Here is a 23,194-nt window from a genome sequence, read left to right on the forward strand (position 1 = left end):
ATGAAAATAGGATTTTTATCCCATTCAGATATGAGTATATATCACTTTAGATTGCCTATTATGCAAGCTTTAAAGGATTTAGGGCATGAGGTGATCGCTATTGTGCCAAAGGGTAGTTATAATGAGCTGATTAAAGCGGAATTTAGGCTTATAAATTATGATATTGATAAGGCTAGTTTAAATCCATTTAGGGTGTTTAAAGATACAAAAAATTTAACAAAATTATTAAAATCATTAAATTTGGATTTAATCCAAACTTCAGCTCACAAATCAAATATATTTGGCACACTAGCCGCTAAAAGAGCTGGTATAAAATATATAGTAAATTTAGTTGAAGGGCTAGGTAGCTTTTACACATCAAATTCATTTAAAAATATAGCTGTTAGATATATTATTGAAATCCTATATTTTATCACTTTTAGACTCTCAAATGCTACAATTTTTGTTAATGATTCAGATCCAAACTATATGCTAAATCATCATCTAATCCCAAAGAGTAAGGTCATTCGCATAAAAAGCGTAGGCGTGGATGCAAATAAATTTAACCCACAAATTCTCAATCCATATAACTTTAATAGCGATAAAAAAATTATATTAATGGTAGCTAGAGCATTAAAAGATAAAGGTGTTATGGAGTTTTACCAAGCAGCTAGGATATTAAAAGATAGAGATGATTGTCAATTTGTATTTGTAGGCTCAAGCGACCCTAATAATCCATCAAGCATTGATGAGAGCTTTTTATCTAGCACCAATGTAACCCACATAAGCTGGAGTGATGAGATAGCAAATATGCTAGTATCTTGCTATATGTTTGTTTTGCCAAGTTATAAAGAGGGGTTTGCTCGCACTATTTTAGAGGCTATGAGTATGGCTAAACCATCAGTTGTAAGCAACTGCGATGGATGCGTGGAGGCTATAGATGATGGCGTTAGTGGCTTAATTTGCAAGATAAGAGATCCAGTCGATTTAGCAAATAAGATAGCAACTCTTTTAGATGATAGCTTATTAGCTACTAAGATGGGTAAAAATGCTAGAGATATAGTATTGGCTAATTATAATCAACCTCTTATAACAACAAAATATATTAAATTTTATAAGGCATTAGCAGGTGTATAGATATTTTTTTAAAAGAGTATTTGATATTTTGGGTGCTTTGATTTTGATTATTTTGACCTTGCCTGTGATGATATGGGCCTGTTTTGCTATCAAAAGAGAGCTTGGCTCTCCTGTGATATTTACCCAGTCTCGTCCTGGCAAGGATGAAAAGATATTTAAAATTTACAAATTTCGCTCAATGAGTGATGAGAGAGATAGTGATGGGAATTTGCTAAGCGATGAGATTCGCCTTGGCAAATTTGGCAAAAAGATTAGAGCGCTTAGCATAGATGAGCTACCACAACTTTTTAATGTATTAAAAGGCGATATGAGCTTTATAGGACCTAGACCGCTTTTAGTCGAGTATCTACCGCTATACTCAAAGGAGCAAAAACGCCGCCATAATGTCCGTCCAGGTATCACAGGTCTAGCTCAAGTAAATGGGCGAAACGCTATAAGCTGGGGGGAGAAATTTAAATTTGATACATTTTATGCTGATAATTTAAGCTTATTTTTAGATATAAAAATCGCCATACAAACCATCAAAAAGGTGATAAAAAAAGATGGAGTAAATAAAGATGGTATGGCAACTACGGAGAAATTCAATGGCTGCAACTAGCCTTTATATCTATGGCAATGGCGGTCATGCTAAGGTCGTAGCTGATATTGCTAGGGCAAATGGATATGAGAATTTGATATTTTTAGATGATAATGATGGATTGAAATTTAGCCCAAATCTACCAAAATATCCAGTTATAATCGCTATTGGCAATGCTGAGGCTAGAGCGAGAGTACAAAATTTGGTTTTATCAAGCGGATTTGAGTTAATTACGCTAATCCACCCTACAGCCATCATATCTAATAGTGTTAAAATCGGCGTTGGAAGCGTGGTTATGCCAGGAGCGATAATAAATGCTAATAGCGTAATTGGAAGTGGAGTTATCGTAAATAGCGGTGCTATAATAGAGCATGATTGTCTAATAGATGATTTTGCTCATATCTGCCCAGGGGTAGCTATAGCCGGTGCTGTAAGCGTTGGCAAACGATCGTGGATAGGGATAGGAAGTAGCGTAATTCAAGGGATTAAAATAAAGCAAGATATAGTCATAGGTGCTGGAAGTGTCGTAGTTAAAGATATTTTAGAAGGTAGCTTAGCCTATGGAAATCCATGCAGGGTAGTAAAAAGATAAATTTATGCGTGATTTAATCTATTTGGTAGCTTAGGCTGGATTATTGGGTTTGGTAATCCAAGCTTTTAGCTCTATTTTTTTACAAAGCTTTATAAATAAAATTTATAATATTGCTAATTTAAATCTTATAATTTATAGATAGATAATCGCTATAAATTATAAATTTATATATTAAGCCAAAATATCTAGCTTATTATCGCTATTAATAGTAGTTTGATTTATCGTACTACTACTAAGTTCAACTTTGATTTTATCATCTTTATTATCTTTTTTCCCTTCCTCTTGTTTTTCTAGTATTTTTAATAGATCATATGTTTGATGAAGCTCCTTTGGCACACAAGCATGTTGAAGCATTGTCATTCTTACCATTTTATATCCTTAAAAATAGTTTTTACAATATTATCTATTTATATATTAAATTATACTTAAAATATATAGATTTTAAAAATATATTTAAGAATTAATAAAGGATACATTATATTTCTATTAAAAATTATAAATAAACCTAATAATTATCAAATTTTAGTTAGAGTGTAGTTAGCTAATTGATAGCTATCATCGCATAATTTAGCCATATATTCATCGTGAGTTACTAATACCAAAGCAGCTTCATTGCTCTTTACATAGTCAAATATTACGCTCATTACCTCTTTAGCGGTTATTTGATCTAAATTTCCAGTTGGCTCATCTGCAAATATTATTTTAGGTTTTTTAGCTAAAACTCTAGCGATACTAACTCTTTGTTGCTGTCCGCCGCTAAGTTCGCCTATTTTTTGATTTATTACCTTATCTATATTTAGAGCTTTTAATAGTTTTGCTTCTATTTTTTGACCGCTTAGTATTGTAGCAAGCTCGATATTTTCAAACCCATTAAACCCCTTAAATAGATAGTGTGCTTGAAAGATAATGCCAAAGTCATATCTGCGAATTTTTAAAAGCTCATCGCTAGTTAGATTATAAAGCGATTTATCATTGTATATAACTTCACCGCTAACTGGTTTTAAAAGGGTGGATAGAATGTGTAAAATTGTAGATTTACCGCTACCACTTACCCCCATAATAGCGGTGGTGGTAGCTGGTTTTATATCTAAGTTTATATTATTAAAAAGCTGATAGTCAAATTTATGAGATAAATTCAACGCTTTTAGCATTATTAAGCCATTTGAGCGGCTACTTCAGCTGCAAAGTCTTCGCTCTTTTTCTCTAGACCTTCACCTACTTCAAATCTTACATAGCTTACGATTTCTATTTGACCGCCAAGTTTTTTAGCCTCTTCAGTGATAACTTGCTCAATAGTTTTTTTATCATCCATTACATAGAATTGCCCTAAAAGAGTAAGTCGTTGGTCTAATTGAGTATTATCTGCTATATATCTATCGATTTGACCTGGAAGGATTTTATCCCAGATGGCTTCAGGTTTGCCTTGTTTTCTTAGCTCTTCTTTTAAATTCTCAGTTGCTCTAGCTATTACTTCATCGCTTAATTGAGCACGGCTAGCAAATTCTGGTATTTTGTGAAGTGGCTTTTTAAGGCGAACTAGCTCTTCGTTTTCTTTTTCAAGCTCACCTTTAAGAGCTAGATACTCTTTTTCTATAAATTCAGGGTCAAACTCTTTATAGCTGATGACTTGAGGCTTCATAGCAGCTGCGTGCATACAAAGATTTCTTAAGAAATCGTGGATTTTACTAGCTGTCTCTTCAGAATCACAAGCCGCACCAATAAGAACGCCCACACGGCTATTTGAGTGGATATATCCAGCTACAATCCCATTTTTACTAACTTTGATAGTTTCAAATCTTCTTACAACTAAATTTTCGCCGATAGTTGCGATTTGGCTTTGGAAATACTCTTCAAATTTAACTCCGCCTATGCTAGACTCTTTTAGCTCATCAACTGTAGTGATTGAGTTTGTCTGTACATGAAGAGTTGTATTTTTAACTAGATCGACAAAGGTTGCATTTTTAGCCACAAAGTCAGTTTCAGAGTTAATCTCTGTGATAGTTGCTGTTTTATTATCATCACTTACAACCACACTTACAAGACCTTCACTAGCTAGGCGATCAGCCTTTTTAGCAGCCTTACCAAGACCTTTTTCTCTTAGTATATCAACTGCTTTTTCCATATCTCCATTAGCTTCTTGAAGAGCCTTTTTGCAGTCCATCATACCAGCTCCGGTGCTTTCACGGAGCTCTTTTACCATACCTGCGCTAATTTCCATTACTCTTCCTCGCTTTCAAACATAGCTTCTGCTAATACTTCATCTTTCTCTTCTTGAGTTGGAGCTTCTATCTCTTCTATGGTCTCATCTTGATCTCTTAGAGCCTTACCTTCATTTATCGCTTCAGCCATCTCTTGGCAGAATAGTTGAACGCTCCTTATCGCATCATCATTGCCTGGAATTGGGTAGTCGATAATATCTGGGTCGCAGTTTGTATCGATTGGTGCTACAACTGGTATTTTCAATTTGTTAGCTTCTGCAATGGCGATCTTCTCTTTTACTGTATCGATTACAAATATCATATCAGGAAGTGTTTTTATATTTCTAATACCGCCTAGAGTTGCGATTAATTTCTCTTTTTTACGGCGAAGCATTAGGGCTTCTTTTTTAGTTAATAAATTTATAGAGCCATCTTCTTCCATAGCTTCTATAACTTCAAGCTTTCTTATAGATTGTCTAATTGTCCCAAAATTCGTCATCATACCACCAAGCCATCTGTGATTTACATATGGCATACCGCATTTTTCAGCATACTCTTTTACTGCGATACCAGCTTGTTTTTTAGTGCCGACAAATAGTATAGTTTTGCCTTCAGCTGCGGCGTCTCTTACTATATTATATGTGTATCTAAAATATCTAATAGTTTTTTGTAAATCTATTATATAAATGCCTTTTCTCTCGCCAAAAATGAATTTTTTCATCTTTGGATTCCAGCGTCTTGTTTGGTGACCAAAATGCACACCGCACTCTAGTAAATCTCTCATAGTTACCATGAGTTTCTCCTTAAAAATTAAATTTAGTTTATTCCCTCTACGCTCCTTAACAGCGGCATTTGCTGCAACTAAACAAGGATTAGCGTATGTGAAATGAAGGTGGCATTCTATCTAAATTTAACTTATTATTTGCTGAGTTGGAATTTCTCTTTTATATTTTCTAATGAGTTAAATATTTGGGCGATTTTTTCTAAATCATCGCCTTGAATTTCGAAATTTTTAGCCTTGAAAAATAGCTCTAAAAGTGCGATATTTTCTCCAAATTCTAATCCATAATTTCTAGCATTTTGCGAAATTTTTAAAAGCTCTATATCTGTATATCTCTCATACATTTTCACCCCTTTAACATTATAAATCCAGCAAATCTACCTGTGATTTTATCCCTTCTATATGAGTAAAATCTCTCATCGCAATGGTTGCAAATATCGCTAAATTCATAATCTACCACCCCAAGAGTATTAAGCTCAGCTCTCAAAGCCCCATTTATATCAAATTTAGCATTATCTTTAAATTTATTAAATTCCCCAAGATCCAAATCCCCTATCTCATAGCAATTTTTTTTGATATTTGGTCCGACTATGGCTTTTATATTTTTAGGGTTTGAGCCCATTTTATCGATAGTTTTGCTAACTATTTTTGATACTACTCCAGCCCTACCAGCGTGGATAGCAGCAACTACACCTAGCTTTTTATCATAGAGCAAAACCGCAGCACAATCAGCCACCATAGCACAAATCCCAACGCCCTTTAAATGGGTAAAAATCGCATCACAAGGTGGCAAATTTAATCCACTATACTCCATCACAAAATCAGAGTGTATCTGCTCCATAAAAATTAAATTTTTAGCCCCAATTTTACTAGCTAGAATATCTCTATTTTGCCTTACATTTTGGCTACTATCGCCGACATGATAAGCTAAATTCAAACTCTCATAAACTCCATTGCTAACTCCGCCAAATTTAGTTGTAAATCCAGCAATTATTTTATCATCATCAATAGATACTAGCATAAAAATCAGCCTTTTGCCAAGTAAGAGCTTGGCTTTTTGAGTTTAAAATTCTATCAATATAACGAGCTAAAATATCACTTTCTATATGAACTCTCCTACCTACTTTAAACTCTCCAAATAGCGTATCTTTCATACTTATAGGGATTAGGGTTAGACGCATTAAATTTGAGCTAATATCATTAATGGTTAAGCTCACACCCTCAACTCCGATAGCCCCTTTATTAGCAACTAAATGTAAAATTTCATTTGGCAATTCTATGATAAAATCCACCCCAGTTTGTAATCTCTTAATGCTTTTTATCACACCAATTGCATCTATGTGGCCTTGCATTAAATGCCCATCAATCCTATCGCCAATCCTCATAGCTGGCTCGATATGAACCCTATCTTTATAATTTTCTAAGGCTAATATATTAGCACTTTCGCTACTTAATTCTACTACAAATCCATCTTTATCAATGTTTGTCACACTCAAGCAAGCGCCATTTACAGCTATACTATCACCTAAATTTGGCTTATAAGTAGCCTTTATGCTTAGATTTTTACCATCAAAGCTACGCACAATGCCAATCTCACGAATTAGACCATTAAACATAATCACCCCAAATTTAAATAGCCAAATTATAGCTATTTTTTCTAAATTCAACCAAAAATACAAGATTCAATTTATAAATCTTTTACTATAAATTAGGTAAAATCGCCCCTAAAAATTACAAGGCAAATTATGAAGTATGATATTATCGTAGTTGGTGGAGGACACGCTGGGATTGAGGCATCCTTAGCTGCGGCTAAAATGGGAGCTAAAACCCTACTTATAACCATCTTAGCAGAGCAAATAGGCGCAGCTAGTTGTAATCCAGCTATTGGAGGATTAGCTAAGGGGCATTTGGTTAAAGAGATAGATGCTTTAGGCGGTCAAATGGGTCTTACTACTGATGAGTGTGGGATTCAGTTTCGACTATTAAATGAGAGCAAAGGTCCAGCCGTGCGTGGTAGTAGAGCTCAAATCGATATGGATAGATATAGAATTTATATGCGAAATTTGCTTTTAAATACTCCAAATTTACAGATCACTCAAGAGATCGCTACTGAGATTTTAACATTAAATTCAAAAATTATAGGAGTTAAAACCCACTTAGATAATGAGTATAGCTGTGATAAACTCATCATAACAACAGGAACATTCCTAAATGGCTTAATCCATGTGGGCACAAATAAGCTTGAAGCTGGTCGTGTAGGGGAATTAAGCTCAAAAGAGCTATCAAGCTCACTATCATCTCTTGGGCTTGAAATGGGTAGATTAAAGACTGGGACTTGCCCAAGGGTATTAGCAAATTCGATTGATTTTAGCGTTTTGGAAATTCAAGATGGCGATACCAATCCAAAGCCATTTAGCTTTAGAAGTAAAAATTGGAGCAAAAAGCAGCTCCCATGCTATATAGCTTATACCAATGAAACCACGCATGATATTATAAGATCAAATTTCAATAGAGCTCCACTATTTACAGGGCAGATAGAAGGGGTAGGGCCAAGGTATTGCCCAAGCATCGAAGATAAGATAAATCGCTTTGGAGATAGGGAGCGCCATCATCTATTTATAGAGCCTCAAACTCTAGAGGCTACTGAATACTATATAAACGGCTTTTCAACCTCACTTCCATATGATGCGCAAGTAGCAATGCTAAGGTCGATTAAGGGCTTTGAAAATGCGATTATTGTCCGTCATGGATATGCTATAGAATATGATTATGTCAATCCAACCGAGCTTAAGCACACACTAGAGACAAAAAAGATTAGTGGGTTATATTTAGCCGGGCAGATAAATGGAACTACAGGATATGAAGAGGCTGCGGCTCAAGGGCTTATGGCTGGGATTAATGCTACTTTAAATTTACAAAATAAAGAGCCATTGATACTTCGCAGAGATGAGAGCTATATAGGTGTTTTAATAGATGATCTAGTCACAAAAGGGACAAAAGAGCCATATAGAATGTTTACTAGTAGGGCGGAATTTAGGCTACTTTTAAGGGAAGATAACGCAAATTTAAGACTTAGCAAATATGGATTTGATATAGGATTATTACCAAAAGAGGCTTATGATGAGGTTGTGGCTTTAAAAGATGAATTGCAAAAAGCGATGGAGCTTTTGCTTACTAATGAGATTACGCCAAATAAAGATACTCTTGAGTTTTTAGCAGATATGGGCGAAGAGCCAATAAATGAGAAGATAACGCTACAAAAATTGGTAGCTAGAAAGAGCTTTGATGAAGATAAGCTTAGAAAGCTTGATTTATTCTTTGAAAATTTAAGCAAAGAGTCTATAAACCAAATTCTAACAGAGGCAAAATACTACCATTACATCGCCCAGCAACACATAGAAGTTGAGAAGATGAAAGGGCTTTTGGATATTAAAATCCCAAGCGATTTGGATTTTAAATCAATTAGCGGGTTGAGTAATGAGGTGGTTGAAAAGCTTATTAAATTTACTCCACCAACTCTTGCGGCAGCTTCAAATATCAGCGGAATCACCCCAGCAGCCATAGATATTTTGCATATTGCTATTAAACATCATAAATTTAGCTAAGCTTTGAGCCTAGCTAATTTCTTTACTAAAATTAATTCTAATTAAATAAAATTTTAACTTTAAAATGGTAGAATTATGGGTTTAGTTTCGCTTTTATAATATAAAAGTTAGCTTAAATTTAGTGGCAATAATCAAAATAATAGAAAGGAAAAAAATGTCTATTCAAAAGCAAGAAAGACGCGATTTCATCGGAATGGCATTTGGTGCTGTCGCAGCTGTGGGCGGTGCTTTTGCTTTGGTTGGGATGAAAAAGTCTTGGGATCCACTTCCTAGCGTTAAGGCAGCTGGTTTTACCACAGTAGATCTAAGCCCTATGCAGCCTGGCGAATTTCGCCAAGTAGAGTGGCGTAAAAAGCCTATTTTTATCATCAAAAAAGATGAGAGTATGAAGGCTAATCCTTCAAGAGATGTAGTTGTAGGAAATGAAAACTATATAGTTACAATAGGTCTTTGTACTCACCTTGGGTGCATACCTAGCTGGAGTGCTAGTGATAAGATGTTTAAATGCGCCTGTCATGGTGGTGAGTTTAATTCTGATGGCATGAATGTGTTTGGGCCGCCACCTCGTCCGCTGGATATTCCACCATTTAAAATTGATGGGACTAAGCTTGTGCTAGGCGAAGAGGGGCCTGAGTACAAAAAATTAGTCGCAACAGCATAAGGGAGGATTTATGGCACACATTACAAAAGCTACAAGCGTAAGAGATTGGTTTGATCAGCGTATAGCTCTTACAAAATTATGGAATGTATTAGCAGGGCAGTATTGGATACCAAAAAATATTAACTTTCTTTGGGCAATGGGCGTGGTTTTAACCGTTTTATTTACTCTGCTTTTTATTAGCGGTTTATTGCTTTTAATGTATTATAAACCAGATGCGAATTTGGCATTTGATAGTGTGAATTACACTATTATGAAAGAGGTCGAGTATGGTTGGCTATGGCGCCATATTCACGCAGTTGCAGCGTCTGTAATTTTCTTAATTATCTATATCCACGCATTTGTTGGAATTTACTATGGTTCGTATAAAAAGGGTCGTGAGATGATCTGGATTAGCGGTATGTTGCTTTTCTTGATATTCTCAGCTGAAGCTTTTAGCGGATATATGCTACCATGGGGGCAGATGAGCTACTGGGCAGCACAAGTTATCACTCAATTGTTTGGTGGAATTCCATTTATTGGTGATGCGTTGGTTGAGTGGATTAGAGGGGATTATGCAGTTAGCGATCCTACACTTACAAGATTTTTTATGCTTCATGTATGCTTGCTACCAATCGTTATTATTATGGTTATAGGGGTGCATTTTTATACTCTAAGAGTTCCACATGTAAATAACCTTGAAGGTGAAGAGATAGATTTTGAGCTTGAAGCTGAAAAATATCTAAAAGGCGATACTGTAAATTCAAAAGTTATCCCATTTTGGCCTGGATTTTTAAGTAAAGACTTCTTTTATGTATCTTTATTTATGATATTCTTCTTCTATTTAGTAAGCTTCCATTTTAATTTTGCTATGGATCCAATCAACTTTGACCCAGCTAATGCCGCTAAGACTCCAACTCATATCTATCCTGAGTGGTATTTCTTGTGGCAATATGAGATTTTGCGTGGTTTCTTCTTTGATATTGGACCTATAAAGGCAGCTGATATAGGTGCTTTAGCTATGGCTTTTGCGGGTATTTCGCTATTTTTTATGCCTTTATATGATAGAAGTGATGTCGTGGCTCCAGCACATAAAAGAAAAGGCTTTTTTGTATGGTTTTGGCTACTTATAATTGATTTAATTATCCTAACAGTATATGGCAAACTTCCTCCAACAGGATTTAATGCTTGGATAGGATTCTTCTCATCAGTTGGCTTCCTTGTGTTGCTACTTGTAGTGCTTCCTATCATCACAATCAAGGAAAGAAAGGCAAATAGATGAAAGAATTAAAAGCGTTTTTAATTGTAGTCATTGTTACGGGTGCTATTTATTGGGGTGTTGAGCCTTATGCGCACTCAGTTTTACACCCTCATGTTGAACCGGCAAATTTTGATTTTGCTAAAGAGGATATAAATCTAGCAAAGACTAATGTAGAAAAAGCTGAAACCGCCTTAAAAGCTGCTCAAGCTAGCGGTGATGCCACTGCGATCGATGGTGCTTCTAAGACTTTAGAGAGTGCTAAAGCTCAATTAGAAAAATATAGCTCTTTTTGGGCTGATATAAATAGCATTGATCTTGCTAAGGGCGATGCTACTTCAGGTCAAAATCTAGTAGTAGCAGCTGGCTGTACAGCGTGCCATAGTATAAAATCAGCAGGATTTGAACCAGCTATGGATGATAAGAGTGCTAGTGAAGCTTATGGCATTGCTCCACCAGATTTAAGCAATATTGGTTATCTTTATGATGGTAAATTCTTAGCTGCTCTTATCAAAGATCCAGCTATGGCATTAAAGGTTACGCATAAATTTAATGATACAAATCCATTTCCTATGACAGCATTCTATGGTGCTGGTGGCGATCTAAATCAAGAAGTTGCCGATTTAGTAGCATACTTTAAAAGCATAGCACCAAAAGAGATGAGCGATAGAGATGTGTTTGTTGAGTCTTGTGCTAGATGCCATGATATGAAATATGTAAATGTATTTGCAAATGGTAATAAACAAAGCATATCAAACTATCTAGGAATGACCCCACCAGATCTATCTATGTATATTAGATCAAGAGATGAATTATATTTAAATAATTTTATCAACGATACTCAAAAAATGCTTCCAGGCACATCTATGCCTCGTGTTGGCTTAAATGAGAAAGCACAAAAGCAAGTTATTGAGTATATGAGAGAGTCTGGTGATAGTAAAAAAGATGAGCGAGAGACAACTGGTATTTATATTATGATCTATTTTGCTATTCTTAGCGTATTTGCTTGGGCTTGGAAACGCAAAATTTGGTCTAAATTACATTAATACCGCTAAAGATTTAGGGCAAATTCGCTCTAAATCTTACCTATAAACAATTTTTATAAATTCATCTTTGTAATCTTAAGAAAATTAAATCTATAATTGATACTAAAATTTAAAAGAGATAAATCAATTTATGATTATTTCAATTTTCATTTTTAAATACAAAAATTAATATTTTCGTAAAAAATTTAAAACAACTGATGGTAATTTAAGTTTAAATTAATGGGTGGTATAATTACACTTCAATACTTTAAAATAAGGAGATAGAATGATAAATTCTACTTTAAAAATTTGTCTTGTTGCCTCTATGGCCTGCTCGTTTGCACTTGCTGAGGGTGCATTTATCGGTGTTGAGAGTGATTACTCTTTTAAATCAAATTTAAAAATGAAATTAAATGATGGTGAAAAAGAAACTTTCAAAAAAGCTCAAACTGGAATTGGCATAAAAGGCGGTTATGATTTTGATATGTATAGAGTTTATGGCTCTTATGTTTATGATTTTCAAACTAGCAAAACAAAAGTCGATGAAGATGGAGACAATTTTAAACTAAAATGGCTAACTCATAAATTTATCGTTGGAGCTGACTATACTCCATCTATAACAGATAATTTTAAACTAGCAGTTGGTCCATATACTGGCTATTCTAGATTGACATTAAAACCTGAAGGCGAAGGCAAAGCTAACACAAATGGCTGGATAATAGGTGCAAAACTAGGTGGAATTTACTCAATCGATAAAAATAACGAGCTAGAGTTTGGCTTCAAAACAGACAGAACAGATTACAAAAAAGTATCGAAATTTGAATTAAAAGATGTAAAAGAGACAAACTACGGCTTATATTTAGGATATAACTATAAATTCTAATAGTCAACTGGATCATAAAACTATGATCTAGCTTAAACTAACTTTATAATATAATAAATGAAAATTACATTTATCAAAAATTTTTATAATATTAAGCAAATTTATTTATTATAAATTTGATAATTTTGAGTAATTTTTGCCAAAATGCTTGACAAAAGGCAAAAGATATAGTATAATTCCAACTCATTTTTAGATTGGGGTATCGCCAAGCGGTAAGGCAACAGGTTTTGGTCCTGTCATTCAGAGGTTCGAATCCTCTTACCCCATCCACCTCTTATGACGCGAGATGGAGCAGTGGTAGCTCATCGGGCTCATAACCCGAGGGTCGGGGGTTCAAGTCCCTCTCTCGCAACCAATAATCTTTAGCACACACCTACACCAATTCCATCTCTTATATCATCGATATTTAGATGGACATACTTCAAACTACTCTGTATATTTTTATGTCCCAAATACTGCATTAACCTATAAGCTGAGAACTTCTTTAGGCTAACCAAACGACTTGCTACAGTATGCCTTAAGGCATATTGGTTATACTCTTTAGCGTTTATTCGCTTATCAAAACCTAAAGCCTTATTCATATCTTTCCACCTTGATACACATATGCTGTGTGTCAAATTATTTATCTTACAATTCTTATAATTTTCTCTATCTAATCCTTTGTAACGACCCCTAGCTATTGAGTAATAAACTCCCTTCAGATATCCTTCAGGTTCCTTCAGGTATAACTCCATAGCTTCTGACCTATCTAAAGATAAAGCTAAATTAACCCTATCGCATATATCACTTAAAAGTTTTAAGGTTATGCCACCTAAGGGTAAGGTTCTACTATTAGCGTTCTTAGTAGTCCCTACTTTTAATGTAGTAGAGTGTGTTTTTAAAGCTCTACTGATGGTAATAGTCTTGTTTTCTAAGTCTATATCACCTACCCTAAGTTCATAGTATTCAGCTGGTCTTAGTCCTAGATTAGAGTTAATTACAAAATACTCATACATCTCTCTATCTACTAGGCTGCCTGTCTTATTGCTGATACTCTTAAAGTACTCAGCTATTTCATTTATCTCAGCATCGCTATAGCATACTATCTTAGTCTCTCTTATACTAGCTGCTAACTTTTTAAAATTAGGTTTATTCTTAAACTCATAAACCCCAGTTCGCTCTAGTGTCTCAAAGGTTGTCCTAAGAGTGCTTAATAGGTGATTAAAGGTTCTCTCTTTGTACCGCTTACCATTTACACCGCTGATTAACATAGTTCTTTTTAAGTTCATCAGTAGCTCTGTGGTAATAAGAGATAGGTCTAAATCACCAACCATTTTTATTAGAGTGTTAATCCTTGATGGTGGATTTTTATTGTCCTCCAAGTATTGCCACACACTCTCTACCATATAATCCCTAGCTTCACTTAGTAAGAAGGGTTTGGTTTCTTTAGGTGGTTCTAATAACCACTCTAGATTATTAAAGCCTAATTGCTTAGGTGTTAATAGGGCTGCTTGTAGGCTAACCCTTAAATCCTTTTCGCATTTTTGTGCCACTTCTATATCAGTGGTGTTCCAAGTTCTTTGGTATCTTTTACCATTTATATAAAAGTCGCTTTTGTAGCGACCATCTTTTAATTTAAACATACCTTATCGCCTTTGCTTATATTATAAGACCCTCTTATAATTTTGCTTAACTTCTCTCCTTTCTTAATAAGTTTATTCTATAATTTCTGCTTCTACTTCATCAAGCACGATTTTGTCATTATATAGAATTCGTAATGAATTATCATATTCCCCATTTTGCTCAGAATAGCAAGGTACATAAAACATTTTGTTTGGCTTGTTCCCAAACCTAAAGCCATAATTTCTAGTTTTTTCAAAAACTAAAGGTTCTTTAAAATTGGTATTAAGACATATTTTATCATCTTTTAAATACTCAAATTCAGCATAATTATCCTCACAGCAACATAAGTCATATTCAAAAGTAATTTCTGAGCCATTGTCAAAATATATACCATATCTATTAACTTTAACTATTTTCATTTTTCACCTCACTTCCAATTATTTTTTATAAACTTTTCTATATAATTCAAGGCATTTTTCTCACCAAGCAGTTTTAAATCTCGCATTAATAAATCTAGCTTATTAGCTATGTTTATTATATTTGAGCCTTCTTCGCCACGACTATATCTTGATAACATCTTAAGTAATATCAATATATCATCACAGCTGAAATATTCTTTGCTCTCTTGTTTCAACTTCTCTAAATCATCATTTATTGACTTTTTAAACATTTCTCTATATTCTTCACTATTTATTTTCATCTTTAACTTCTCTCTTTTCTTAATAAGCTTTCTATAAACTCCCTTCCTTTTGGTGTTATAAATAACTTTCTAGCTAAGTTTCTCGTATCTCTATCATCATAGGCTTTACCTATAAAACCATTATCATAGAGATATCTAGCGTGAATGCTAGTATTAGCCTTATTCCAGCCTAGTAACTCAGCATAGAAAGCCTGTGTTTCTCCTTCGTGTTTTGCTATTGTAAATAACAGTATAAAAAGCTTTATAGAGTAGCTTTTTACAGCATTACCATTACCATTAGTAGGTGGTCTAAACTCATCTAATCTATTTAAAAGCGTTAGAGCTTCACTGACCCTATCTAAATATATGTTTTGCATTCTGTTCTCCTTTATATTAACTTTGCTTTAATTGCTTTATCTAATGCTTTATCGTCTTCTAATGCTCTATATGCATCAGGATTAAACCTTTCATCAACTAACTCTACTATTTCCCAGTCTTCTATCTCTTTATATACTGTAAAATCACCATAATCATTATCACTAATTTTAGGGTAAATTATTACAGCTAGCACCCTAAAAGCCTGTGGTTTTATCCCAACCGCTTTAGAGCTTCTATAACCACTATCTAAAACAACCCCTACATCATTATACACAGCCTTAGAGCTAAATAGCTTATTAAAAGACCTGCCGTCTATCTCAAAATTATTCGTAAAGCCCCCCATACCTTGTATATATTTTTCATATTTCTTTAGCTTTGCTATCTCTATAACTACTTTTCTATCTTTCGTAGTTACTTCTATAGTTCTAACTCTATCAACAAGTTTAAAAGATATCTTAGCATTTAGCCAATTATGGCAACGCCTACTTAAATGTATTTTCTCATAGGTTATAGGATATCTATACATAGTATGCCCCTTTAGTATTCTACAATCAGCTTCAGCCTTTTCCTTTAGTTCCTTTGGTATTAAGCTCAAACCCATTAACTGCAATTGAGCTATGTAGGTAACATCACTATCACTATCATATCTAAAGCCATTATTCCTAGCCGTTAGCCATAATGACCGCCCTGAGTTGTGCCCTGATAATACCCCAGTAGCCCCTATACAGAATATAAACCCAATTACAATAACTGCTATAAACCAAGGGTTATATCCATAGGCTATACAAGCAAGCAAGGCTATGCCCCACACAGCCCATATTCTTAATAGCAATTCGTTAGCTTTTGCTATTTCTTCATCAGATTTCTTTGGTAGTTCGCCTGTTCTAAGCAACTCTATATCGTGCTTAAAATGTTTCCTAACCCATATAGGGTCAGCGTGATGGGCTTCTATTATCCCACCTTGAGCTTTTATAATTGCCATCTTGCTTATCCTTTAGTATTATTTTTTGTTACATTTAGAGCATAAGCATAGCTCTATATTGCCTTGTTTTTCTAACACTTCCTTAACTTCTGCTTCACTAAGTGGATATAGTCTTGCTCCACATTCTTTACAAATGCGTTTATACTTATATTTAGTAACCGCCCCCAAAAAGCCTTTAACCCCACCTACTTCATTATAAAAATCTGTAGCTATCTTAAAGGCTTCAAATAAAAATGCTATAAACATAACTACTATTCCACAAAGTGCCCAAAAGGGGCTAAAAGCCAACTTAATTTTTTGCCTAGTTTTTATTACTTTTAATACTTCTGCTGCTCTCATTATATTCCTTTTGCTATCTTAAAAATCAATACAATGCTTCATATCATATATAGCATCTTTAAAACCATTGATATAAGCTATATACCACGGTTCAGCTCCCTTTAGGTTCTCTTTAGATAGTTCAGCTTTGGATATTTCATAACCTTGCTCCATAGCTTTATTATATCCTTCGATATACCATTGCTCCAGTTCTTCGGTATCATCATCATCATAGTTATAAATATCATCAACACCATAGTTATATATATCATCACCATAATAATACAATTCACTCTGATATAGCCCACCATAAATCATAGAATTCTCTATCAAAAATGGCTTAGATGATAGCTCATCAACCATAGATTTTAAAACTGCTAAGGTTCTATTCATCGCCGTTATATTAATAGTTTCCTTTAGAGTATGTTCATTATAATAGCCTACACTTAGATTAACACACGCCAAGCCCTTATCACTCAAAGATGATAAATTGCTAGCATCGGTAAAGCTCCCCCTTGCCTTAAAATAACCATTACTTTCGAATAAAGCTATCAATTCACTATTATTATAACCATATAAGGCTAACTCATCACACCCCTTTCGGTCTAGCCCTATAAAAGCCGTAACGCCGTCTAAATTGTTTATTAAAGGGCTAGCTATACCACTACCCACACCCCCTATCTCTTCATCATAGAAAAACCCAAACCCATAGGGCGTTCTATCCTTTATCAAAGATAGTGCTATATATACACCACACCTATCATCACCCCCTAAGCAATTACAAGGGCTATCACTAGCTAAGGATATGTAGTCCCCTTTTATATTAAGCTTAGGTAATTCTTTGGATTTATGGTCATTTATAGTATCTAAATGAGCACAAATCAAGGGATACTTTCGGTTTCCTTTGGGAGTTACTAAGATGCCAGCCTTATCAATACGCTTAATATTATAATATTCTTTCGCCTTAATTCTATCTAAATAATTTAATATATATTTAGCTAATTCACTTTGATTAATATTCAATAATTTTATAAATTCATTCATTTTATTATCCTTTCATTTCTTAACATTTAATTAAAAGGGGCTATGCCCCCCTATACTCTTTAGGCTCCATATGTTCTTAAACTATCTAAAAAATAAACACTGTCGCCTATTTCTACTAATTGCACTCCACTGCCCACATATGTATAATCATAGTCATAACATTCATCAACGGTATTAACGGCTATTAAATCTTCATCATCTAATAAATAACCCTCGTGATATTCACTATATATACAGTTATCCATATGAGCGATACCATCAAAGTTGATAGGTTCCACGGCATTATCCCTACTAATGTAGCATTCGTTGTAATCGTCCCAAACTTCATCATCATCAGTCATTGTATAGCCGCTAGTATCTAATAAAACTTTCGTTGTATCGCCGTCCCATTCGCAACACTCATACCCCAATCTGTTTGACCAATGAAAACTATATAACACCCCTTCATTCTCATTATAATGATTAAAGGTATCTAAAAAGGGGGCTTCCCTGTCTTCAATGGATATATCTAACGCTTCTTTTATATCTTCAGGTAAATGTAAGTTAAATTCCCTATATTTAAAAGGTATATCATCTTCCCCATCTCTTTCCCACATACTTTCTATACCTAATTTTTTAAGCTCATTTTTAAGGGCTATTCTATGAATACTTTCATTACCATAGAGCCTATCTGCCAAATTATTTAAGCACGGCTCCCCATTGTGTTTAATATTCTCTTTATCCCATATTAAACATCTAGCCACAATTTTACCTTCATTGTTCTTTAATAGAGCCATCTCGGCTATATCATCACACCATTTAAAAAACCTGCCTTTACCCTTTTGGCAACTGTATGGTAAGTCATCTAAATTATAACCTAAGCTAGGTTTAATGAATTCTAGGTTATACTTAGATTTCAGAATTTTTTGAGATGCTCTCAAGTTGTCCCTAAAATCTTGAGAGCCTTCCGAAGTCTCTAAGATTTCATTAAACATTTCTTGTTTTATTACCCTTTGTCTAATATTTCCCATTTTGTCTAAATATATAACAATCGGCGTGCCTTTGTCGTCTAAGCTATAGCAAGGATATCCAGCTTTGTGGTTAGCTACTAAAGCCCATTTATCCTGTATTATATCATATAAGGCTACATAAAAATAACCGCCCCTTTTACCTGAAACTCTTTGTTTTTTGCTTGTCAATTCACTAAACAGCCTACCACTTTCTACAAAGCGTTCCTTAAACTTATTTAAGGTTTCCATCTTTTTTCCTTTTCTTTTTTAATTTATGTTATTATAGCATAAAATCCAACTAAAGTCAAGGATTTTATACAACTTTTTTAAAAAGATTTGAAAACTTTTAAAAGCCCTTTTTTAAGGTTTCTTTTAATGCTTTTCTTTTCTTTTTAATTGATATAATTATAGCATAAAATTAGCATAAAGTCAAGGTTTTTATACAAAAAAATCAAAAAATATAGCAAAAAATTAGCGATTTATTCTAAAATCGTTTATTTTATCCGATGAATTAGCCCATTTTAAGGGCGTTTAAAGTGTGTTGAGTATGTTCAGAAGTAATTTAAAGGGATATTTTTTAAGGCTTTTAGCGTAATCTTAAGGGGCTTTTAGGTTTGCAAGGATTAGCCCCTGATTGTTATTAAGATTAGCCTAAGTTTTTCCTAAGGTTTCTTTAAGATTTCCAAAGGGGGCAAGGGGGAACGCTCGCCGATTGAGCGTTTATTAAGTGTTTCAAATATTTTTTCCAATTTTTTACACCCCCTTAGGAAATCCCAAAAATACTTCAAAATATCCCAAAATAAGAAGAAGTAATGTGTAAGAATAAAATTAAGGTGGGTAAAGCTCCCACCCTTATGGTGAAGTACTACGGCGACTTCTGACCACCTCTTACTACCAGTGGTAGTTGAGCTAATGGGTGAAAAGTATCACCCTAAAGAACCCCAGCTGGGCGACCTACAAAGCATATAAAGCTTCGAGCCAATTAGCAGTTTGTAATTGGTAAAAATAGTCCAAACCTAAGTTCGGTTAATATCCGTAGATATTAAGTGGAAACTACCACCCCCTTTGCAGATAAAATTCTCAGAGCTGTGGGTGGTCTCGTGTAATAATTTAGATAGCCTTAAATGGCTCATAAATCGCTAAAGACACTTTAGGCTATACCTAGGTATCCCTTAGCTATCCAAAGGCTTTTATGGGCTATCTAGAGAGAGTGTATTATATATTCTCTTTTATAAATTAATATATAAATCAAGAAAGGGATATCCCATAGATAGACTAGAGTATCCCCTAAGATATCTTTAAGCACACCCTAGACTAAACCTAAGATATCATAAAGGATACCCTAGACTAATCTCTAGGTATCTTATAGTATATCTTATAGTTTATTCTATAGTATATTTTATAGTATATCTTTCCCTTTCCCTTCCCCCATATGGGACACCCCCATAAATAGGGCATTTGAAGGGTATGATTTTTAGTGATAAAATCAGTGTTTAATATACTAAAAAATAGACTATATTTAAATAAGTTCATAAATAGCCTTTAAATCCATTTTAACCATTAGGGCATACCTAGATATACCCCAAGGGTTCTTTAGTGATTTGTGAGGCGTTCTGTGGCTTCTATGAGCCTATCCTTTATTTTGTCATAACTATGCCAAACTTCCCAAGCTTCCTCTCTTAGTTTATAATCTAAGTCTGTATCTAGCTCTTTTATGGATATTGCTAAATCTTCACTTACTCTTTTTAGGCGTCTTTGTATCTTTGCAGCTAATTCTGCTTTAGTAAGCTCTTTTTTTACAAGTTTTCTTTTAGCTACTTTCTCCATTTATTCTCCTTTAGTGTTATCTATAGATATATTATAATCTTATAAAACTTAAAATACCATAAATAGCCTTTAAATCCATTTTAACCCCTTAGGTATATCTAGGTATAGCCTAAAGGGTATTTAGCTATTTTAGGGCTATTCTATGGCTTCTATGAGCCTATATAACTTTAGCGTATCTCTTTTTATTTGAGTACTTAGCCCCAGTTATATCTTTCATATACTCATTTAAGAGTTCTTCATCAACCCTTCTTTGATAATCCATTAGTAGCTTTTTACTATCAATACTAGCTATCTTTACCCAGTATGCTACAGCCATAGCGAGGGCATCTAGTCTATCATCGTGCTTTAGGCTTCCTCTATCTTTTGTTATACGAGTTAGTTGGTAAAACAAAGTATATTCAAAAGCCTTAGGGTCATATGAGCCATCTAGATAAGGTCTTAGGTCTTCTTTAACTACCCCATAGTCAAACACTAACCTATGTTGGTTTAACACAGGCTCTAGGGTATCTATTATACGCTTCTCTTTTTGAGTATTATGGCTCACTTCTGTTACTAGACAGTTATGTATTGCTTGTAGTACAGGTTTAAATAACTCTGAATACATACCATCACCAAAGTTCTTTTCTATTAGTATCTCATTGACTTTATTCTCTTTAGCAATTTGAGCTAACTTTACTAGAGTTTGTTCTGAGTATCCCCCAGTTAATCCACCACTAGCAGTTACAAACATCTTACCGTGTAGGTGTTTAACCACTGCATACCCTGTCTCATCTTTACCACGACCACTAGGGTCTATAGCCATAACTGAGCCTGTGTATGGAGCAAAGGTTGTATCACAAAACAGTGGATAAAACCACCTATCACCTTCAAAGCCTATTAAAGGTAAATCCTTAATCTGCTGAGCAGGTGAGCTACCATAGCTAATAGATATAGGTGCTTTATCTTTTAATAGATTAGTTACTACTATATCTGCTGTTTTTAGTGGATACTTCTCGCTATCACTTAGGCTAGTATCTAGCATAAACTGCAAGGCATACCCACTTCTACCATAGCTTAGCCTTCTCTCTTCTAAGTCATTAGCAGTAAATCTTTTAGGGTCTGTAGGGGTTCCTGCTGGGACACCATTTTCCATACTCTTAACAATAGTACTAGCTAAAGCCCCACCATAGTTATCTACTGAAGGCACTTCAGCAGTCCATACTCTACAATCAAACCCACTCTTTCTTAGTTTATTATATATACTCTCTTCTGTTTGTGGTGTTCCTAGATATATGATCTGACTTGTAGGCTTAGGTGTTAGTATAGCTTCAAACTCTTTTACAGCCTTTAATAGCTTCTCTCTAAGGTCAGCTGTGGCTGAGTTATTAGGTGCTTCGACATCATCAGCTACTATTATATCAGCCCTACTACCTGTAAGCATAGATGTTATACCTAGTGATTTAACACTAGGGCTGTGGCTAGCTCTAGCTGGGGCTACATCAAAGGCTACCTTAGATTGTCTTTGGTCGTTTGTAGGCATCAAATGCTGAAGCAAAGGCATCTCACTAATTAACCTTTGGGTAAATGTTGAGAAGTCATCAGCTCTTTGCTTAGAAGCTGAGACTACTAATATCTTTACTTGAGGGTCTCTCCATAATTGCCAACAGACAAAAGCTGATGTTATCCAACTCTTACCAACACCTCTAAAACCCTCTATAATCTTTCTTTTAGTGCCTTGTTCTTGTAGGTAATCTGCTATTTGAAACTGCACTGGTGTTGGGGTAGGAAGCCTTAGATGGTTCCAAACTATAAATAAGAATAGCTTAAAGTCATCTTTGGCTTTTTGAATATCATTGTTCGTTCTCATCATACTCCATTAAATCAATAACTTCCCCTGTAGCAGATAGATTAGGTAGAGCTGGTATAGACATAGCTATCTCTGCTAACACTTCATTAGGGTCTTTATTCATAGGTATATCCCTAAGAGTAAAGCCATTATCCTTTAAAAGTGTAATAGCATTTCTTATATCTTTACTATCAGCTTGACCACTTCTTAATTTGTCTAGCACATTTTCTATAGTAGAGGACATAAGCTCTATGAATAACCCCTCAACTACTTTATAATTATCTTTATTAGCCATTTATAAGTCTTTTAATTAGATTTTTGGCTCTTTTTGGGGTCTGTTTAGCCCATTTAGAGTTTTTTATATTCTCTATGGCTTTATCATACTCTTTGGCTTGTAGATACTTATGAGTATTTTTAAAACTACCAAAACTAGCAATTCCAAGCTGATAAGCCATATCATAAAGTCCAATTTTTATAGCCTCAGGTAGTTCATCTACCCACGGATACTCGATATCTACACTATTTATAAGTGCTCTTACCTTTAGTTCTAGTATTTTATCAGCCACTTCTTTGCTCATCGGCTCTATAACGCCATCATTTAGCTCTAATTCAGCTTTGCTTAGATATGCTACATTAAAGCCATAGCCTATAGTATCCACTCCCTCTGAGCATTGATATATCCTATCCCTAAAACCTTCTTCTCTTTTTAGCTCACTTATAAGCTCATTTAATCCATCTTTGCTTAAACTCATCTTGCTCTCCTTAATCTCTTAATTTTATATTATTCTCTTGTCTTCTAGCTGCACTAGCTGCCCTGATATTTTGTAAAATAGATTGAGTATCTCTAGTGCTGTTTTTCACTTCGATTAAATCATTTT

Annotated in this window: 27 protein-coding genes and 2 tRNA genes; 10 read left to right on the forward strand and 19 right to left on the reverse strand. The window is 34.5% G+C overall.

The annotated features are described in order from the left end of the window. The 3 genes from pglA to pglD are packed head-to-tail and all read left to right on the forward strand — an operon-like array spanning window position 1 to window position 2,285. Window positions 1–1,116, forward strand: a complete 1,116-nt coding sequence (pglA, locus tag CSUIS19072_RS03190) for a N,N'-diacetylbacillosaminyl-diphospho-undecaprenol alpha-1,3-N-acetylgalactosaminyltransferase (RefSeq protein ID WP_086237029.1) — start codon at window positions 1–3, stop codon at window positions 1,114–1,116. Then, entirely contained in the window at window positions 1,109–1,714 is a 606-nt protein-coding gene (gene pglC, locus CSUIS19072_RS03195; RefSeq protein WP_086237028.1) for an undecaprenyl phosphate N,N'-diacetylbacillosamine 1-phosphate transferase, read from the forward strand. Before pglA ends, pglC begins: the two co-directional genes overlap by 8 nt. Continuing rightward, window positions 1,701–2,285, forward strand: a complete 585-nt coding sequence (pglD, locus tag CSUIS19072_RS03200; RefSeq protein ID WP_086237027.1) for a UDP-N-acetylbacillosamine N-acetyltransferase — start codon at window positions 1,701–1,703, stop codon at window positions 2,283–2,285. The genes pglC and pglD overlap by 14 nt, the downstream gene beginning before the upstream one ends. Before the next feature lie 171 nt (window positions 2,286–2,456). Here the strand turns inward: pglD and CSUIS19072_RS03205 are convergent, their stop codons facing one another. The 7 genes from CSUIS19072_RS03205 to ribE form a co-directional block, all read right to left on the reverse strand. Then, window positions 2,457–2,654, reverse strand: a complete 198-nt coding sequence (locus tag CSUIS19072_RS03205) for a hypothetical protein (RefSeq protein WP_086293435.1) — start codon at window positions 2,652–2,654, stop codon at window positions 2,457–2,459. A 146-nt stretch (window positions 2,655–2,800) separates the two neighbouring features. Next, complete coding sequence (locus CSUIS19072_RS03210) at window positions 2,801–3,436, reverse strand: ABC transporter ATP-binding protein (protein WP_086293437.1); 636 nt, start codon at window positions 3,434–3,436, stop codon at window positions 2,801–2,803. A 2-nt stretch (window positions 3,437–3,438) separates the two neighbouring features. Next, window positions 3,439–4,503 (reverse strand): translation elongation factor Ts, encoded by a 1,065-nt coding sequence (tsf, locus tag CSUIS19072_RS03215; RefSeq protein WP_086237024.1) that lies wholly within the window; start codon window positions 4,501–4,503, stop codon window positions 3,439–3,441. Continuing rightward, complete coding sequence (rpsB, locus tag CSUIS19072_RS03220) at window positions 4,503–5,276, reverse strand: 30S ribosomal protein S2 (RefSeq protein WP_086237023.1); 774 nt, start codon at window positions 5,274–5,276, stop codon at window positions 4,503–4,505. Before rpsB ends, tsf begins: the two co-directional genes overlap by 1 nt. Before the next feature lie 125 nt (window positions 5,277–5,401). After that, a complete protein-coding gene (locus CSUIS19072_RS03225) occupies window positions 5,402–5,608 on the reverse strand; it encodes a hypothetical protein (RefSeq protein ID WP_086237022.1) in 207 nt (68 codons plus the stop codon). Window positions 5,609–5,610: 2 nt separating this feature from the next. Next, window positions 5,611–6,285: a peptidoglycan editing factor PgeF gene (gene pgeF / locus CSUIS19072_RS03230; protein ID WP_086237021.1), complete on the reverse strand. Its 675-nt coding sequence runs from the start codon at window positions 6,283–6,285 to the stop codon at window positions 5,611–5,613. Further along, on the reverse strand, window positions 6,269–6,880 hold the full coding sequence (ribE, locus tag CSUIS19072_RS03235) for a riboflavin synthase (protein ID WP_086237273.1): 612 nt from the start codon (window positions 6,878–6,880) through the stop codon (window positions 6,269–6,271). Before ribE ends, pgeF begins: the two co-directional genes overlap by 17 nt. 129 nt (window positions 6,881–7,009) lie before the next feature. Between ribE and mnmG the strand changes: the two genes are divergently transcribed. From mnmG to CSUIS19072_RS03270, 7 genes are all read left to right on the forward strand, one after another. Beyond that, on the forward strand, window positions 7,010–8,869 hold the full coding sequence (gene mnmG / locus CSUIS19072_RS03240; protein WP_086237020.1) for a tRNA uridine-5-carboxymethylaminomethyl(34) synthesis enzyme MnmG: 1,860 nt from the start codon (window positions 7,010–7,012) through the stop codon (window positions 8,867–8,869). A gap of 154 nt (window positions 8,870–9,023) precedes the next feature. Next, complete coding sequence (gene petA, locus CSUIS19072_RS03245) at window positions 9,024–9,530, forward strand: ubiquinol-cytochrome c reductase iron-sulfur subunit (protein WP_086237019.1); 507 nt, start codon at window positions 9,024–9,026, stop codon at window positions 9,528–9,530. Between the two features lie 10 nt (window positions 9,531–9,540). Continuing rightward, on the forward strand, window positions 9,541–10,788 hold the full coding sequence (locus tag CSUIS19072_RS03250; RefSeq protein ID WP_086237018.1) for a cytochrome b: 1,248 nt from the start codon (window positions 9,541–9,543) through the stop codon (window positions 10,786–10,788). Next, window positions 10,785–11,810, forward strand: coding sequence for a c-type cytochrome (locus CSUIS19072_RS03255; RefSeq protein ID WP_086242356.1), 1,026 nt, complete (start codon window positions 10,785–10,787; stop codon window positions 11,808–11,810). The genes CSUIS19072_RS03250 and CSUIS19072_RS03255 overlap by 4 nt, the downstream gene beginning before the upstream one ends. A gap of 265 nt (window positions 11,811–12,075) precedes the next feature. Next, on the forward strand, window positions 12,076–12,672 hold the full coding sequence (locus CSUIS19072_RS03260; protein WP_086237016.1) for an outer membrane beta-barrel protein: 597 nt from the start codon (window positions 12,076–12,078) through the stop codon (window positions 12,670–12,672). Window positions 12,673–12,867: 195 nt separating this feature from the next. Then, window positions 12,868–12,942: transfer RNA gene (locus CSUIS19072_RS03265), tRNA-Gln, on the forward strand. 10 nt (window positions 12,943–12,952) lie between these two features. Beyond that, window positions 12,953–13,027, forward strand: a tRNA-Met gene (locus CSUIS19072_RS03270). A gap of 7 nt (window positions 13,028–13,034) precedes the next feature. Here CSUIS19072_RS03270 and CSUIS19072_RS03275 read toward each other — a convergent pair. The 12 genes from CSUIS19072_RS03275 to CSUIS19072_RS03330 all read right to left on the reverse strand — a co-directional run bounded on the left by CSUIS19072_RS03275 (window position 13,035) and on the right by CSUIS19072_RS03330 (window position 23,068). Continuing rightward, complete coding sequence (locus tag CSUIS19072_RS03275) at window positions 13,035–14,294, reverse strand: tyrosine-type recombinase/integrase (protein WP_086293439.1); 1,260 nt, start codon at window positions 14,292–14,294, stop codon at window positions 13,035–13,037. Between the two features lie 72 nt (window positions 14,295–14,366). Further along, the gene (locus CSUIS19072_RS03280) at window positions 14,367–14,693 is read right to left on the reverse strand and encodes a hypothetical protein (RefSeq protein WP_086293441.1); all 327 of its coding nucleotides are present in this window, start codon (window positions 14,691–14,693) and stop codon (window positions 14,367–14,369) included. Between the two features lie 8 nt (window positions 14,694–14,701). Continuing rightward, the gene (locus CSUIS19072_RS03285; RefSeq protein ID WP_086243477.1) at window positions 14,702–14,974 is read right to left on the reverse strand and encodes a hypothetical protein; all 273 of its coding nucleotides are present in this window, start codon (window positions 14,972–14,974) and stop codon (window positions 14,702–14,704) included. Between the two features lie 2 nt (window positions 14,975–14,976). Beyond that, window positions 14,977–15,330 carry a hypothetical protein gene (locus CSUIS19072_RS03290; RefSeq protein WP_086293443.1) on the reverse strand — a complete coding sequence of 118 codons (354 nt, stop codon included), beginning with the start codon at window positions 15,328–15,330 and terminating at the stop codon, window positions 14,977–14,979. An 11-nt stretch (window positions 15,331–15,341) separates the two neighbouring features. Then, window positions 15,342–16,313, reverse strand: a complete 972-nt coding sequence (locus CSUIS19072_RS03295) for a hypothetical protein (RefSeq protein ID WP_086293445.1) — start codon at window positions 16,311–16,313, stop codon at window positions 15,342–15,344. An 18-nt stretch (window positions 16,314–16,331) separates the two neighbouring features. Beyond that, complete coding sequence (locus CSUIS19072_RS03300; protein ID WP_086293446.1) at window positions 16,332–16,652, reverse strand: hypothetical protein; 321 nt, start codon at window positions 16,650–16,652, stop codon at window positions 16,332–16,334. A gap of 18 nt (window positions 16,653–16,670) precedes the next feature. Next, the gene (locus tag CSUIS19072_RS03305; protein ID WP_086293447.1) at window positions 16,671–17,675 is read right to left on the reverse strand and encodes a hypothetical protein; all 1,005 of its coding nucleotides are present in this window, start codon (window positions 17,673–17,675) and stop codon (window positions 16,671–16,673) included. A gap of 59 nt (window positions 17,676–17,734) precedes the next feature. Next, window positions 17,735–18,913 carry a hypothetical protein gene (locus tag CSUIS19072_RS03310; protein WP_086293448.1) on the reverse strand — a complete coding sequence of 393 codons (1,179 nt, stop codon included), beginning with the start codon at window positions 18,911–18,913 and terminating at the stop codon, window positions 17,735–17,737. A gap of 1,344 nt (window positions 18,914–20,257) precedes the next feature. Beyond that, window positions 20,258–20,491 (reverse strand): hypothetical protein, encoded by a 234-nt coding sequence (locus tag CSUIS19072_RS03315; RefSeq protein ID WP_086293450.1) that lies wholly within the window; start codon window positions 20,489–20,491, stop codon window positions 20,258–20,260. A 157-nt stretch (window positions 20,492–20,648) separates the two neighbouring features. Further along, window positions 20,649–22,337 carry a phage terminase large subunit gene (terL, locus tag CSUIS19072_RS03320; protein ID WP_180381015.1) on the reverse strand — a complete coding sequence of 563 codons (1,689 nt, stop codon included), beginning with the start codon at window positions 22,335–22,337 and terminating at the stop codon, window positions 20,649–20,651. Beyond that, window positions 22,321–22,611: a hypothetical protein gene (locus tag CSUIS19072_RS03325; protein WP_086293452.1), complete on the reverse strand. Its 291-nt coding sequence runs from the start codon at window positions 22,609–22,611 to the stop codon at window positions 22,321–22,323. Before CSUIS19072_RS03325 ends, terL begins: the two co-directional genes overlap by 17 nt. Next, a complete protein-coding gene (locus tag CSUIS19072_RS03330) occupies window positions 22,604–23,068 on the reverse strand; it encodes a glycoside hydrolase family protein (protein WP_086293453.1) in 465 nt (154 codons plus the stop codon). Before CSUIS19072_RS03330 ends, CSUIS19072_RS03325 begins: the two co-directional genes overlap by 8 nt. Between the last annotated feature and the right edge of the window lie 126 nt (window positions 23,069–23,194).

It is taken from the genome of Campylobacter sp. RM19072, from assembly GCF_024723485.1.
GTDB classification, from domain to species: domain Bacteria; phylum Campylobacterota; class Campylobacteria; order Campylobacterales; family Campylobacteraceae; genus Campylobacter; species Campylobacter porcelli.

Bases quoted from the DNA above. Each gene is read 5' to 3' on its own strand.
- CSUIS19072_RS03325 (WP_086293452.1), bottom strand. From the start codon at position 22,611: ATGGCTAATAAAGATAATTATAAAGTAGTTGAGGGGTTATTCATAGAG.
- pglA (WP_086237029.1), top strand. From the start codon at position 1: ATGAAAATAGGATTTTTATCCCATTCAGATATGAGTATATATCACTTT.
- CSUIS19072_RS03290 (WP_086293443.1), bottom strand. From the start codon at position 15,330: ATGCAAAACATATATTTAGATAGGGTCAGTGAAGCTCTAACGCTTTTA.
- mnmG (WP_086237020.1), top strand. From the start codon at position 7,010: ATGAAGTATGATATTATCGTAGTTGGTGGAGGACACGCTGGGATTGAG.
- CSUIS19072_RS03315 (WP_086293450.1), bottom strand. From the start codon at position 20,491: ATGGAGAAAGTAGCTAAAAGAAAACTTGTAAAAAAAGAGCTTACTAAA.
- CSUIS19072_RS03285 (WP_086243477.1), bottom strand. From the start codon at position 14,974: ATGAAAATAAATAGTGAAGAATATAGAGAAATGTTTAAAAAGTCAATA.
- CSUIS19072_RS03300 (WP_086293446.1), bottom strand. From the start codon at position 16,652: ATGAGAGCAGCAGAAGTATTAAAAGTAATAAAAACTAGGCAAAAAATT.
- CSUIS19072_RS03310 (WP_086293448.1), bottom strand. From the start codon at position 18,913: ATGGAAACCTTAAATAAGTTTAAGGAACGCTTTGTAGAAAGTGGTAGG.
- CSUIS19072_RS03280 (WP_086293441.1), bottom strand. From the start codon at position 14,693: ATGAAAATAGTTAAAGTTAATAGATATGGTATATATTTTGACAATGGC.
- CSUIS19072_RS03260 (WP_086237016.1), top strand. From the start codon at position 12,076: ATGATAAATTCTACTTTAAAAATTTGTCTTGTTGCCTCTATGGCCTGC.
- terL (WP_180381015.1), bottom strand. From the start codon at position 22,337: ATGAGAACGAACAATGATATTCAAAAAGCCAAAGATGACTTTAAGCTA.
- CSUIS19072_RS03225 (WP_086237022.1), bottom strand. From the start codon at position 5,608: ATGTATGAGAGATATACAGATATAGAGCTTTTAAAAATTTCGCAAAAT.
- CSUIS19072_RS03205 (WP_086293435.1), bottom strand. From the start codon at position 2,654: ATGGTAAGAATGACAATGCTTCAACATGCTTGTGTGCCAAAGGAGCTT.
- CSUIS19072_RS03255 (WP_086242356.1), top strand. From the start codon at position 10,785: ATGAAAGAATTAAAAGCGTTTTTAATTGTAGTCATTGTTACGGGTGCT.
- ribE (WP_086237273.1), bottom strand. From the start codon at position 6,880: ATGTTTAATGGTCTAATTCGTGAGATTGGCATTGTGCGTAGCTTTGAT.
- pglD (WP_086237027.1), top strand. From the start codon at position 1,701: ATGGCTGCAACTAGCCTTTATATCTATGGCAATGGCGGTCATGCTAAG.
- rpsB (WP_086237023.1), bottom strand. From the start codon at position 5,276: ATGGTAACTATGAGAGATTTACTAGAGTGCGGTGTGCATTTTGGTCAC.
- tsf (WP_086237024.1), bottom strand. From the start codon at position 4,503: ATGGAAATTAGCGCAGGTATGGTAAAAGAGCTCCGTGAAAGCACCGGA.
- CSUIS19072_RS03210 (WP_086293437.1), bottom strand. From the start codon at position 3,436: ATGCTAAAAGCGTTGAATTTATCTCATAAATTTGACTATCAGCTTTTT.
- pgeF (WP_086237021.1), bottom strand. From the start codon at position 6,285: ATGCTAGTATCTATTGATGATGATAAAATAATTGCTGGATTTACAACT.
- CSUIS19072_RS03305 (WP_086293447.1), bottom strand. From the start codon at position 17,675: ATGAATGAATTTATAAAATTATTGAATATTAATCAAAGTGAATTAGCT.
- CSUIS19072_RS03275 (WP_086293439.1), bottom strand. From the start codon at position 14,294: ATGTTTAAATTAAAAGATGGTCGCTACAAAAGCGACTTTTATATAAAT.
- petA (WP_086237019.1), top strand. From the start codon at position 9,024: ATGTCTATTCAAAAGCAAGAAAGACGCGATTTCATCGGAATGGCATTT.
- CSUIS19072_RS03250 (WP_086237018.1), top strand. From the start codon at position 9,541: ATGGCACACATTACAAAAGCTACAAGCGTAAGAGATTGGTTTGATCAG.
- CSUIS19072_RS03295 (WP_086293445.1), bottom strand. From the start codon at position 16,313: ATGGCAATTATAAAAGCTCAAGGTGGGATAATAGAAGCCCATCACGCT.
- CSUIS19072_RS03330 (WP_086293453.1), bottom strand. From the start codon at position 23,068: ATGAGTTTAAGCAAAGATGGATTAAATGAGCTTATAAGTGAGCTAAAA.